Genomic DNA, 13,251 nt, shown 5'->3' on the forward strand with positions numbered 1-13,251 from the left:
GTCAGGGCCCCTGATCGAAGCGATACGGAGCGACAAGCGGGTTGCCGGCGGTGCCAGGGCCGCCCGCGTTGCATGGGCTCGGGAACTGGCCGATGGTGCGGCCCCACTGCAGCTCGAGCCAGGTCAGATCGCATTCCCACCGGGATCCGGTGAAGATGCCCTGATCGATTCGGCTCAGCGTCAAGTCGAGGATCAACGTCAGGTTCGCGTAGTCGCCGCGCATCCAGTTGGTCAGCGTCTCCTTGGGGAACGGGAAGGTGGGCAGGAAGCTCAGCGCGCGGGTCAGCGCCGGGCCTGCGTCAGCCAGTGATTGCGCCACCGGGCCAAGGTCTTTGAGCTCTTGGACGAGCGCGTCCTTGGTCTGGTTGACCGAGTCGGCGGCCAGCGCGCTGAACTTGCCCAGTTGTGTGAGCGCATCCGAGAGGTTGTTGCGCTGATCCTTGAGCACCGCAAGCGCGTCGGGGATGGTCTTCAATGCCTTGTCCACCACGGGTTTCTGCGCCGCGAACTGACCGACCAGGTTGTTCAGACTCTCGCTGGCCGCGATGATGTCGTGCTTTTGGTCGTCGAGGTAGCCGATGGCCTTGTCGAGCTGCTCGATCAGGCTACGCAGGTCGTCCTCACGCCCCGTGAAGGCGACGCTCAACGCCTCGGTGATGTCTTGAATGTTGCCGATACCACCGCCATTGAGCAGCAACGCAATCGCGGACAAGGTCTGTTCGGTGCTCGGATACTTTCCAGACGAGGCAAGCGGAATCAGCGAGCCCTCATGCAGCTTTCCTTGCGGTGGCGCATCTTTCGGCGGCGCCAGCTCGATGTGCAGCGACCCCAACAGGCTGGTCTGGCCAAGCGTGGCCGTCGCATTGGCAGGCAGCTCGACATCGCGGTTGAGCTGCATGGTGACCAGCGCATGCCAGCCCTGCCGCTCGATCTTGGTGACCGTGCCGACGTTCACGTCGCCGACGCGCACGCGCGAGTTCTGCTCGATGTTGTCCACATCGGGCATCTGAGCCTGGACGGTGTACGCACCTGGGCCCACACCCTCCACGCCGGGCAACGGAACCGAGTTCAGCCCGCGCCAGTCGCTGCAGCCAGCCAATGCGACGGCGAGCACCAGCGTGCCGATCGCGACGCGTATCCCCTTGGTGCGCATCATGATCCGGCTCCCGCCGGCACCATCAGGCCCTGCAGTCCATCAGCGGGGTTCGGCGTGACTGGGGCCTCCGCAGGGAGCGGGGGGCCAGGAGGCGGCGGTGGCGCGCCTTCGCTGGGCTGCGGCGCCGGACCCGGCGACGGTTGCGGCGGAATGTAATCCGGGCGCATCCAGTCCTCGCTGTAGGTCAACTCATTCGGCCGCGTCGTGGCACCGACGAACACGTTCGACGCGAGGGGCAGGAAGTTGTATTGCCGATTCTTCATGATCGGCGCCAGGTACTGCACGCACAGCTTCGCCGACTGCTCGGCGCCGAGCCGTGAGGCTGCCTGAATCGCGCCGCACAGGAACGAGATCGGATTGGCGAAGTTGTTGATCATCGGCACGCTGCTCACCGCCCCCTGGGCGGGTTGCCAGATGTTCACGTAGTTCTGCAACGTGTTGGGCGCCACGTGCAGGAACTGCTTGAGGTCGGAAAGGCTGTCGTTCAACGCCTGAGTCACCCCGGCCAACTTGTCCGACGTGGTACCAAGGGCTTCGCGGTTATCGGCGACGAACTGCTGAACCTGTGGCACGACGGCGTTGAGATCCTTCACCGCGTTGGCGACTTCGTTCGGGTCGTCAGCGAGCAGGCCGGTCACCGATGCGAGGTTCTGGTTGAGCTGCCGCATCAGGTTGGTGCTGTCCTGAAGTGCCGACACCAGAATCGCCAGGTTCTTGATCGTAGAGAAGATGTCGGTGCTGTGATCTCCAAGCGCCGAAAACGCTTGTGAGAGTTTGATGATGGTGTCGCGGATGTTGGCACCCTGGCCGCGCAGGTTGTCGGCCGTGGTGTTGATGAACGATCCCAGCGGGGCGACACCGCCCGGCTCGGTCGGCTGTAATGAGGTGGCCAGTTTCTCCAACTGTGCTCGCACCTGATCCCATTCGACCGGAACCGCGGTGCGCTCCCGCGGGATGACCGCGTTGTCCTTCATCACCGGGCCGGTGGTGTAGACGGGGGTGAGCTGAATGGCCCGCGCGGTCACCAACGTCGGCGACAGGATCGCGGCCTTCGCATCTGCGGGCACCTTGTACTTGCTGTCGTAGTAGAACGAGATCTTCACCCGCTCGGGCTGCGGCTGGATCTCGGTGATCTTGCCGACGTTCACGCCCAGGATGCGCACGTCGTCGCCGACATAGATGCCGTTGCTGTTCTCAAAGTACGCAACGGCATTCGTGCGGTTGATGGTGTCACTGGTTCTGAACAGCACGACCACGCCCGCGACCAACAGCACCACGAGGCCGACGGCGACCCAGCTCCTGCGAACGTGGCTCATTGTCCAGCCTCCCCGGGCGCAGGCACCATGACCGGGCTTGGCGTCGGAAGGGCCGTCGAATCCAGCCCGGGCGGCGGCAGCGCGGGCGGCCCCGGCGGCGGACCGCCTGGCGGCGGCGCAGGCGGCGGCTCACGGTACGGGTAGCACCCCGTCGGTCCTGGCAACGGCAAGCCGGGCGGACCGCAACCCTGATCGCCGGGGTTGCCGGTGATCGCATCGGGAATGGTCAGACGCGGCTCCCCGCCCTGTCCTGTGCGCGGGAAAGGCACCGGCAGTGCAGGCGTCCCCGGCTGGCCGACCTGTGGGTCGGACAGTTCCGAAGGAAGCTTCACGTTGGGATCCAGGCCCAGATCGGAGAACGCGGCATCGATGAACGGCTGCAGGAACTGGCCCGGCAGCAGGTTGGCGACGTAGGTCTTGAAGAATGGTCCGGAGGCCACCGATTCACCAAGCGACATCGAGTATTCGGTGAGCAGGTGAAGCGATCTCTGCAGCCGTTCCTTACGGTTGTCCAATATCGTCAGCACACCGTTGAGTTTGTCGAGCGCGGGTCTCATGGTGGCCTTGTTCTCGCCGATGAAGCCCTGCAGCTGCTGCGACAGCGCCGAGATGTTTCCAGCGATTTGATCCACTGCCGCACTTTGACTTTGGAGCTCGGCCAGCAGCGCGTTGGTATTGCCGATCAGGCTGACCACCTGGTTGCTGCGCTCGGCCAGCACTGACGTGGCCTTGTCGGCGTTGGTCAGCAGCCCACGCAACTGGGCGTCGCGCTCGTTGAGCGTTTGCGAGAACCGTGACACGCCCTCGATCGCGATCTTCAGTTCGGGCGGGGTGTCGGCGAACGTCTCCGAAAGGACTCGCAGCGAGTCCGACAGCTGATTGGTGTTCAAACCGCTGATCGTGGTTGCCAATTCGCCGAGCGCGTCGGGCAGTTGATACGGCGACGTGGTGCGGTCGAGGGGAATCGTGCCGTCTTGTCGACCGTCGCCGCGCGACGTGACTTCCAGGATCTTCGTGCCGAGCAGACCCTTCGTCTTGATCGACGCCTCGGTGCGATCACCGAGCCGGATGGTCTTGTCGACGGTGAATTTGATAAGCACCCGTGGCCCGTCGAGCTCGATGGACTCCACTTTGCCCACCTGGAAACCCGAAACCTGAACGGCCGCATCGTTCATCAGCCCGCCGGCCTCGGCGAAGTAGGCCGAATACTCCTTGGTCTGGTTGATGAACGGCAGCTTGTCGTAGTTGATCGCACCCAAGATGATGGCGATGGTGACACCGATGCCAATGGCACCGATGACGAGCTGGTTGCGTTCGGAGAAGGGCTTCATCGCGGCGCGCACCTCCCGGTGCTCTGGCCCGCGACCTTGACGTACACCGGCTGGCCCCCCTTGCCGTTGAGCTTGAGCACGATGTCGCACAGGTAGAAGCTGAAGAAGTCACCGTAAATGCCTTGCCGTGCAAGCGCTTGGTAGGCGTCCGGCAGGGTGTTGAGCAGGTTGTCGAAGTAATCGTGGTCGGCGACGACGATCCCCGCGGCGCGATCGGTTTCGTGGATCGTCTTGGCGAACGGCGGACGCGCCTGTGACAACAGATCGGTGATGCTCGCAGCCGCGGCGTTGCTGTAGGCCAGACCGTTGCTGATGTCCTGTTTGCGTGACGCGAGACCCTCGACCAGTCCGGAGAGCGCGTCGACTGCCTTTGCGAACTGGTCGCTTTGGTCGCCGAGCGAGCCGAGCACGGTGTTGAGGTTGACGATGACCTGCCCGATCAACTGGTCGCGGTCGGCCAGTGTGCTCGTCAGCGCAGCGGTCTGCGACAGGAAAGAGTTGATCGTGCCGCCCTGACCCTGCAGCGCCGCAATCAGCTGGCCGGACAACGCATTCACCTGGTCCGGGTCCAGCGCCCGGAACAGTGGCCGGAACCCGCCGATCAGTGCATCCAGATCGAGCGCCGGTGACGTGCGGGCCAGCGGAATGGTGTCGCCGGGGTTCAGCTTCTTGGTGCCGCCGACACCTTCTTCCAATGCCAGGTACCGGCCGCCGATCAGGTCGTCGTATCGGATGACCGCTCTACTGCCCTCGGTCAGCACCACCGAATCGTCGGCAGTGAACTCCACCAATGCCGTCGTATCAGGTTGGATGGCAACCTTTTTCACCTGGCCGACCTCTACACCCGCGATGCGGACGAAGTCGTTGGTCTCCAGGCCGGTCACACTGGTGAAAGCCGCCCGATAGGTGTTGGCCTTTTCACCGAAGCGCAACTGCCCGAACACCGCGTACAGCCCGAACACGCCCAGCAGACACACAGTCAGAAAGACAGCGAGGCGCACCACCGTGGCTCGCAGGTTCTCTCTCATGACTGGGTTGCCTTTCGTGACGTTGAGACGGGACGGTTAGGGCGACGGGGCCGCGAATTCCGGAAGGGGAACGGGCGGCAACGGCGTCGGTTGCATATGCGCGGGCTCCTGCACAACGAACGGTTCCGAACCTGGCGTCGCACCCGGATCCCGCGGCGCCATCGGTGGTGGCGCCGGCGGAAGCCCCGGCCACAGCGGGGTGCCGTCTGGCGCGTACAGATCGGAACCGTAGGCCGGGGCACCCGGATACGGGATGGGTCCCGGCGCAGGGCCGCCGAACAGATTGCGGATACTCGGCGGTTCGGGCACCGCGCGAGTGACCGGCAGGTAGTTCGCCCATGCCGGGAAGCCGATGCCGGGGTTGGGCCGCCAGTCGATACCGGTGCCGAATCCGGTGTTGGTGACGAGATTGCGCACCGGCCAGTTCTTTGCGACGTCGGGCAGCGAACCGCAGCCCGGCTTGCCGCCAGGGCCGCCCTTGGCACCGATGACCGGCAGGTTGTCCGGATAGTGGTACGGGTCGTCGCCGAGCGCCAGGGACGTGTCGAGCACGAGCGTTCGGCCGTTGCCGCCAGCCGACTGATAACCGCCGGTGTCCAGGATGGTTTTGGCGCCCATCAGCAGGCAGGTGTACTCCGGGTTGTACTTGTACAACAGGTTGGTTGTCGGCTCGAGCACGTTGATGGCCTTGATCAGGTTGGCCTGATTCGGCGCCAGCAGGCTGATCCCGCTGTTGGACAGCCCAATCGTGGCCAGCAGCAACGCATCCAGCTGCTTGGTGTGGCTGGTGATGGTTTGACTGGTGGTGCTCGCCGCGTTCAAGACGGTCAGAATGTCTTGCGCCGCACCGCTGTACGCGTCGTTGAAGCCCTTGAGGGCCTGCCAGTCTTCGCGGATCGTCTCATTGCGCGGATTGAGCTGCAGCAGCACCTGATTCGCGTCGGTGGTGGCCTCGCCGATCCGCTGCCCTTGTCCGCGAACACCTTCGGCGAGAGCGGACAACGTCGCGTTGAGCTTGGCGGTGTCGATCTGGTTCAGCACGGACACCACGTTCTGGAACACCGTGTTGACCTCGGTGCTGACGTTGCGCGACTTCAACACCTGATTTTCGGCCAGCCGCTGCGGGCTGGGGTCCTCCGGATACACCAGGTCGACGAACTTCGCCCCGAACACCGTGGTCGCGCGGATCTGCGCCTCAACGTTCGCGGGTATGTACTTGATCTGGTCCGGGTCGATCTGCAGCTTCAACGAGACAGGCTCCTTGCCGCCGTTGATGGCCGCGACCCGGCCCACCTGAACGCCTCGCATCTTGACCTTGGCGTTGGTCTCCATCACCAAGCCCGCCCGGTCGGAGGTAAGCGTGACCGGAACCTCTTTCTTGAGGGTTCCTGCAAACAGCGCGTAGCTCAACCAGATCAGGACGGCGAAGACCACCACCAGGATGAGCGTGTACCACCCTGGGTGGAGGCCGTGTTCGTCGCTGTCCATGTGCTACCCGGCCAGGTTGAAGTTTCCGGACTGGCCGTAGACGGCCAGTGACATCATCACGAGAACAAATGCGGCGACGATCAGCGAGGTGCGCACGGCACGCCCGACCGCCTCACCGACGCCTGCAGGGCCACCGCTTGCGGTGTAGCCGTAGTACGTGTGCACGAGCATGATGACGATCGCCAGCACGACGCACTGAATGAACGACCACATCAGGTCGGTGGGATTTAAAAACGTTCGGAAATAGTGGTCGTAGACGCCGCTCGACTGACCGTAGATGACGGTGGTACCGAACTTCGCCGCCCAGAACGCCGCAATCACGCCAACGCAATACAGCGGGATGACGACCAGCAGGCCGGCAAGCACACGCGTGGAAGCCAAATAGGCGACCGAGCGAATGCCCATCACCTCGAGTGCGTCGATTTCCTCGTTGATGCGCATGGCACCGAGTTGCGCCGTGGCGCCGGCACCGATGGTCGCCGACAGCGCGACTGCGGTGGTCGCCGGTGCGATCAGTCGGACGTTGAAGAACGCTGACGCGAACCCTGTCAGTGCTTCGACGCCGATCTCGGAGAAGTCGGTGTAGCCCTGCACCGCCACCAGCGCGCCGGTCGTGACGGTCAAAAAGCCGACGATCGCGACGGTTCCGCCGATGATGATCAGCGCGCCCGCGCCAAGGCCCATCGCGGCGATCTGCCGGATCAATTCGACCCGGTAGGACGTGACGGCGATGTGGATCGAGCGCAGCGTATTGCCGTAGAACTTCGTCTGCCTGCCGACCCGGTTCCACGGCTCGGCCACCGCGGCGAACCTGGCCTTCAGCCAGGGAAACTGAGAATGCGGGCGGGAAACTGTCACATCGTCACCTTTACGGCGACGGCGGTTGCGACCACATTGATCGCGAACAACGCCATGAAGGTGAACACCACGGTTTCGTTGACCGCGTTGCCGACACCCGCGGGGCCGCCACCGACGGAAATGCCCTTGTAGCAGGCGATCATGCCGGCGGAAAGACCGAACAGCGCGGCCTTCAGCAGTGCAATCGTGACGTCGGCAGCACCGATGATCAGTGTCAGGCCCGCCGCGAACGCACCGGGCGAGACGTGCTGGATGTAGACGCAGAACAAGTACGCGCCCGCGAGGCCGACGAGGATCACCGTCGCCGCCAGCGCCAGCGACACGAGTGTCGCGGCGAGAACCCGCGGAACAACAAGGGCCTGAATAGGATTGACGCCCATCACTCGAAGGGCGTCAAGTTCTTCTCGGATCGTTCGTGCGCCGAGATCGGCGCACATTGCGGTGGCCCCGGCGCCTGCCACCACCAACACGGTCACGATCGGGCCGATCTGTCGCACTGTGCCGAGCGCCGCGCCGGTGCCGGAGAAGTCGGCGGCGCCGAACTCGGTCAGCAGGATGTTGAACGTGAACGTCAGCAACACGGTGTACGGAATCGTGAGCATCAGCGTCGGCACGATCGACACCCGCGCGACAAACCAAGACTGCGAGATGAATTCGCGCCATGCGAACGGCGGCCGGAACATCGCCACGAACGTGTCGAGCGCCATTGAGTAGAAGCCGCCGAAACCACGTACCGGTTTGGCAATGAGATTGGAAGTGACCATTACCGGGCCCTCCCTCGCGTTCTCCTCACCGCCATCGGCTGACGATCCCTCCATCGAACAACCCGTGCGCGCAAGGTGTGAGTGTTGCACGGGAGGACGCCGCAGAACCGTACATCACCGATTTCGGGACCAGCAACACGAACCCCACAGCAAGGAACACCACGCCCGCCTACCCACGGCCAGTTACAGCACATATACAGGGCCTGGTAGCCGCCATCCTTTCAGAAGTGCGTTCCATCCCGGCATGGAATGCATAACTTGCTTCAGGCGCCTGACGAACTCACCGCGTCCTCCAGTTCCGCGATGACGATCTTGCGCATCCCCATCATGGCCTTCATCGCCGCCCCGGCGCGCGCGGGATCGGGGTCCTGCTGCAGTTCGAGGAGCCGATCTGGCACCACCTGCCAACTCAGTCCGAACCGGTCCTTGAGCCAGCCACATTGCGACTCCTCGCCGCCGTCGAGCAGCCGATCCCAGTAGTAGTCGACCTCGTCCTGATCCTTACAGTGGATCATGAACGAGACCGCCTCGGTGAAGACGAACTCCGGACCCCCGTTGATCGCAAGGAACCGCTGACCGTCGAGGACGAAGATCCCGTACACGACGTCGTCGGGCGTTGCGGAGGCCGTGTTCCGGTTGAGCAACTCGATCGTCGAGTTCGGAAAGATCGATGTGTAGAACGCTGCAGCTTCCTCGAGGTTGTTGTCGAACCACAGGGAGGGGGTGATCGACGGCATGGCGGGTTCCTTCGGCTAGGCGGCTTTCCCTTATCGACTGTCGAGACGCCGCAGATTCATCGCCGACCGGCGGTCCGCTCGGCGCCAAGCGCACGCAGCGCGAACTCCAGGACCCAGTCCAGGGACCGTTGCAGCCGCGCTTCGTCGCCCGGCGACTGGTTGGCCATCTCGCGGCTGATGACCGCGCTGATGGCGACCGCGTCGTGTTCGGGGTCGGCCCGCGGGAATGAGCCGTCGGCCCGGCCGCGTCGCAGGATCTCGACCAGGGAGCGTTCCCGGTCGGCGTGTGCACGCTCACGCGTCTCGCGATAGCCCTTGGCGGCCCGCACCTCGTCGGAGTCGATCACCATGAGATGCATCCGCATCTCTTCGTCGTGCATCCAGCCGAACATCCCGTTGATCCACGCCTTCAGCTGGCCGACCGGGTCGCCGGTTTCGTCGACGATGCGGTCGAGGCGTTCGGCGAGCGTGTCGCTCTCCTGTCGCAGCAACGCGAGGAACAACTCGTCCTTGGATTGGAAGTGCCGGTAAAACGCCCGGGTGGAGACCCCCGCGCGCTGCAGAATCGCGGCGACCGGGATCGGGCCGGTGTGCGGTTCCGACAGGCAGCTGTAGGCCGCGTCGATGATGCAGCCGCGGTCGTCTTCGTTGGCGGAATCAGGCTGCACGATCGCAAAGTCTAGGGACGCCTGGTACCGGCCGGGCCGAAGATTGACGCAAATTATCGGCTGGGTAACGTCAGGGCTCGGGGCCAGCCGAGAGGACGTCCATGACCACGACACGAAGCGAACCGCAGACCGTCAAGTTCCGCGGCTCTGAGGACTTGGTGCTGGTCGCGGACGAATGGAACCCCTCGGCGCAGTCGGGGCCGTCCGTGTTGATGCTTCATGGCGGCGGTCAGAACCGGTTTTCCTGGAAGAACACCGGCCAGATCCTGGCCGACGAGGGCTTCCACGTCGTGGCATTGGACAGCAGAGGCCATGGCGACAGCGACCGCTCCCCTGACGGGAACTACACCGTGGACGCGCTGTGCGCCGACACGCTGGCCGTGCTGGAGCAGATCGGGCGGCCGGTGGTGCTGATCGGGGCCAGCATGGGCGGGATGACCGGGATGTTGGTGGCCGACACCGCCGGACCGAACACGGTCAAGAAGCTGGTGCTCGTCGACGTGGTACCGCGCTACGACAAGAACGGCAGCGCCCGGATCCGCGACTTCATGGCGAGCGGTATGGACGGATTCGAGACGCTCGAAGACGCCGCGGATGCGGTGGCGTCCTACCTGCCGTATCGGACCAAGCCACGCAGTCCCGAGGGCCTGAAGAAGAACCTGCGGTTGCGCGACGGTCGGTGGTACTGGCACTGGGATCCGGCGTTCCTGACCGCACCCGATGACGACAGGTTCGTCCGAATGCAGAAGCTCGAGCAGGCGGTCATCGACCTGACCATCCCGATCCTGCTGATTCGTGGCAAGCTGTCCGATGTGGTCAGCACCGAGGGCGTGAAAGACTTTCTGGAGAAGGTGCCGCACGCCGAGTTCGTCGAACTCTCCGATGCCGGACACACCGCGGCAGGCGACGACAACGATGCGTTCTCCGAAGCCGTCGTCCAATTTGTCAGCCGGTGACCGTCGGGTTCAATTTCCTTGAGGCACCGGAACTTCCGGCACCTCAGGTCAGCGAGGAGCAGGCCGAGGAGATCCTCGCCACGCACTACGGTTTGCGGGCTCGCGCGACATCGCTTGGCAGCAACCAGGACAAGAACTTCACCGTAACCGATGCTGACGGTGAGATCGTCGGGGTGCTGAAGATCGCCAATCCGGTGTTCAATGCGATTGAAATCGAGGCGCAGGATCTGGCGGCGGAGCGGATCGCCGCGGCCGAGACGACGCTGCGGATGGCGGTACCGCTGCGTAACGTCTCCGGTCAAACGTGTACGGCCATCGAGGGATTGGTGGAGGGCAACGCATACGTGCGGCTGCTGCGCTACCTGCCGGGCGGGACGCTGCTGAAGTCGGGATACCTCTCGCCGAACGCAGTAGCGGGGCTCGGCGAGGTGGCTGCACGTGTCAGCCGGGCACTCGAGGGCTTCACACACGCCGGCCTCGACCGCGTACTGCAATGGGACCTGCGCTACAGCACCGCCGTTGTCGCGGAGCTGATTTCGTATGTCGCCGACCCATTGCACCGCGCGCGGCTGGACGCTGCGGTGACCGAAGCGTGGGCGCGGATCGCGCCGCTGGCCGATGCATTGCCGCGGCAGGCCGTACATCTGGATCTGACCGATGCCAACATCGTGGTCTCGCCGTCGCGACAGCCCGACGGCGTGATCGACTTCGGCGACCTGACGGACAGCTGGGCGGTCTGCGAACTCGCGATCGCGGCGTCATCGGTACTGGGCCATCCTGGCTGCGAACCGATTTCGATCCTTCCTGCCGTGCGCGCATTTCATTCCATCCGACCGTTGACGGCCGCTGAGGTGGAGGTGTTGTGGCCGCTGCTGGTATTGCGGACCGCGGTGCTCATCGTCAGCGGCGCACAACAGGCGACCCTGGATCCTGACAACCAGTATCTCGCCGATCAATCTGGCGGCGAGTGGCGCATGTTCGACCAGGCGACGTCGGTTCCGATCGATGTGATGACCGAGGCGATCAAGGCCGACCTCGGGTTCGCTGAAACATCGGGCCCTGTGAGCGGCGCCCTCGTCGACGTAGATCCCGCATCGGTGGTGACGCTGGACTTGTCAACCACGTCCGATGTCTACGACTTCGCTTTCGAAGACGACGGTTCGTTGCAGGCCGACGTCGAAGACGAATTAGCCTCGGCCGCAGTGCAGAACGGCGCCCAGCTGGTCGTCACCCAGTACGGCCAAGCGCGGCTCAGTCGCACTCGCAGGCTCAGCCAACAGAGTCCGGAGACCGTCGCGACGGGCATCGGCATGTGGGCGGCCTCGGTGACCCCGCTCGTCGCCCCGTGGGACGGCGAGGTCGAGGGATCGGTGCTCCGCGGATCCGAATACGAGTTGACATTGGCCGGGTTCGAACCGGTCACGGGGCGCGTGCGCGCTGGCGATCCGCTGGGCGAAGCACCCGCGGGCGCGTGGATCGAGGTCGGCGTGCGACCGGTCGGCGCGCCGCCGGCGCCGGCTTTTGTCCGGCCGGAGATGGCGCCCGGTTGGCTGGGGCTGACCCGTGACCCGCGGCCGCTACTCGGCCTGCCCGCTGTTGAAGTGGCGGAGACCGGTGATCTGTTGTCGCGGCGCGACGCGAGTTTCGCTCCAGTGCAAGAGTTTTACTACCGCAGGCCGCCGCAGATCGAACGGGGCCGACGGCATTACCTGATGTCGACGGCCGGCCGTACCTACCTCGACATGGTCAACAACGTGACCGTGCTGGGCCATGCGCATCCGCGGATAGCCGACACCGCGGCCAGGCAGTTGCGCAAGCTGAACACGAACTCGCGGTTCAACTACTCGAGCGTGGTCGAGTTCAGCGAACGCCTCGCCGGGCTGCTACCGGAGCCGCTCGACACGGTCTTTCTGGTCAACTCCGGTTCGGAGGCAAGCGATCTGGCGATTCGGCTGGCGACAGCGGCGACGGGCAGACGCGACATAGTCGCCGTTCGCGAGGCGTATCACGGCTGGACGTACGGCACGGACGCGGTCTCGACATCGATGGCGGACAACCCCAATGCGCTTGCCACCCGGCCGGATTGGGTGCACACGGTCGAGTCGCCGAACAGCTTTCGCGGTAAGTACCGGGGGGCCGAGGCCGGTCGATACGCGGGCGAGGCAGTCGAGGTCGTCGAGCGTTTGGTGGCGGAGGGTCGCCCGCCGGCAGGGTTCATCTGCGAAAGCGTGTACGGCAACGCAGGCGGCATGGCGCTGCCCGATGGTTACCTGCGGCAGGTCTATGCGGCGGTGCGGGCAGCGGGCGGATTGGCCATCTCTGATGAAGTGCAGGTCGGGTATGGCCGTCTCGGCGAATGGTTCTGGGGTTTCCTGCAACAGGACGCCGTGCCGGACGTCGTGTCGATTGCGAAGTCGGTTGGCAACGGCTATCCGCTCGGCGCGGTGATCACCAGTCGTGCGGTCGCTGATGGATTCCGGTCGCAGGGGTACTTCTTCTCGTCGACTGGCGGCAGCCCGCTGTCGTGTGCGATCGGGATGACGGTGCTCGATGTGCTGCGCGACGAAGGGCTGCAGGAGAACGCCAGGCAGGTGGGCGCGCATCTGAAGTCGAGACTGCAAGCGCTGCAGGAAAAGCACCCGATCATCGGGACGGTTCATGGCGTCGGGCTGTACCTGGGTGTCGAGATGGTCCGCGACCCGTCGACGCTGGAACCGGCGGTGGAAGAAACGTCGGCGATCTGCGATCGGATGCTCGAACTCGGGGTGATCATCCAGCCAACGGGTGACCACGGCAACATCCTGAAGACCAAGCCGCCGTTGTGCATTGACGTCGAGGGCGCGGATTTCTATGTCGACACACTGGATCGGGTACTGACCGAAGGCTGGTAAGGCCTTGCTGGCCAGATCCGTTCGCATCTTGGCCAAAACCGAGAGGTTCGGACTGCTT

The 13,251-nt window shown here is 64.4% G+C and carries 11 protein-coding genes; 2 read left to right on the forward strand and 9 right to left on the reverse strand.

Features of this window, described 5'->3' with window-relative positions:
- Position 1: 1 nt before the first annotated feature.
- The 9 genes from J3E61_RS01580 to J3E61_RS01620 form a co-directional block, all read right to left on the reverse strand.
- On the reverse strand, positions 2–1,138 hold the full coding sequence (locus J3E61_RS01580) for a virulence factor Mce family protein (RefSeq protein ID WP_210085384.1): 1,137 nt from the start codon (positions 1,136–1,138) through the stop codon (positions 2–4).
- 14 nt (positions 1,139–1,152) lie between these two features.
- A complete protein-coding gene (locus tag J3E61_RS01585; RefSeq protein ID WP_210082363.1) occupies positions 1,153–2,472 on the reverse strand; it encodes an MCE family protein in 1,320 nt (439 codons plus the stop codon).
- The gene (locus J3E61_RS01590) at positions 2,469–3,803 is read right to left on the reverse strand and encodes an MCE family protein (RefSeq protein ID WP_210082364.1); all 1,335 of its coding nucleotides are present in this window, start codon (positions 3,801–3,803) and stop codon (positions 2,469–2,471) included. The genes J3E61_RS01585 and J3E61_RS01590 overlap by 4 nt, the downstream gene beginning before the upstream one ends.
- On the reverse strand, positions 3,800–4,831 hold the full coding sequence (locus J3E61_RS01595) for an MCE family protein (protein ID WP_192726799.1): 1,032 nt from the start codon (positions 4,829–4,831) through the stop codon (positions 3,800–3,802). Before J3E61_RS01595 ends, J3E61_RS01590 begins: the two co-directional genes overlap by 4 nt.
- Before the next feature lie 36 nt (positions 4,832–4,867).
- Entirely contained in the window at positions 4,868–6,319 is a 1,452-nt protein-coding gene (locus J3E61_RS01600; protein ID WP_192726800.1) for an MCE family protein, read from the reverse strand.
- A 3-nt stretch (positions 6,320–6,322) separates the two neighbouring features.
- Positions 6,323–7,177: an ABC transporter permease gene (locus tag J3E61_RS01605; RefSeq protein WP_192726801.1), complete on the reverse strand. Its 855-nt coding sequence runs from the start codon at positions 7,175–7,177 to the stop codon at positions 6,323–6,325.
- Entirely contained in the window at positions 7,174–7,941 is a 768-nt protein-coding gene (locus J3E61_RS01610) for an ABC transporter permease (RefSeq protein ID WP_192726802.1), read from the reverse strand. The genes J3E61_RS01605 and J3E61_RS01610 overlap by 4 nt, the downstream gene beginning before the upstream one ends.
- A 263-nt stretch (positions 7,942–8,204) precedes the next feature.
- Complete coding sequence (locus J3E61_RS01615; protein ID WP_210082365.1) at positions 8,205–8,678, reverse strand: VOC family protein; 474 nt, start codon at positions 8,676–8,678, stop codon at positions 8,205–8,207.
- A 56-nt stretch (positions 8,679–8,734) separates the two neighbouring features.
- The gene (locus tag J3E61_RS01620; RefSeq protein ID WP_192726804.1) at positions 8,735–9,346 is read right to left on the reverse strand and encodes a TetR family transcriptional regulator; all 612 of its coding nucleotides are present in this window, start codon (positions 9,344–9,346) and stop codon (positions 8,735–8,737) included.
- 101 nt (positions 9,347–9,447) lie between these two features.
- Between J3E61_RS01620 and J3E61_RS01625 the strand changes: the two genes are divergently transcribed.
- Together J3E61_RS01625 and J3E61_RS01630 are read left to right on the forward strand one after the other, a co-directional pair.
- The gene (locus J3E61_RS01625) at positions 9,448–10,302 is read left to right on the forward strand and encodes an alpha/beta fold hydrolase (RefSeq protein ID WP_192726805.1); all 855 of its coding nucleotides are present in this window, start codon (positions 9,448–9,450) and stop codon (positions 10,300–10,302) included.
- Entirely contained in the window at positions 10,299–13,193 is a 2,895-nt protein-coding gene (locus tag J3E61_RS01630) for an aminotransferase (RefSeq protein ID WP_210082366.1), read from the forward strand. The genes J3E61_RS01625 and J3E61_RS01630 overlap by 4 nt, the downstream gene beginning before the upstream one ends.
- Positions 13,194–13,251 lie beyond the last annotated feature (58 nt).

The sequence above is a fragment of the Mycobacterium sp. OAE908 genome, assembly GCF_017872775.1.
GTDB lineage: Bacteria > Actinomycetota > Actinomycetes > Mycobacteriales > Mycobacteriaceae > Mycobacterium.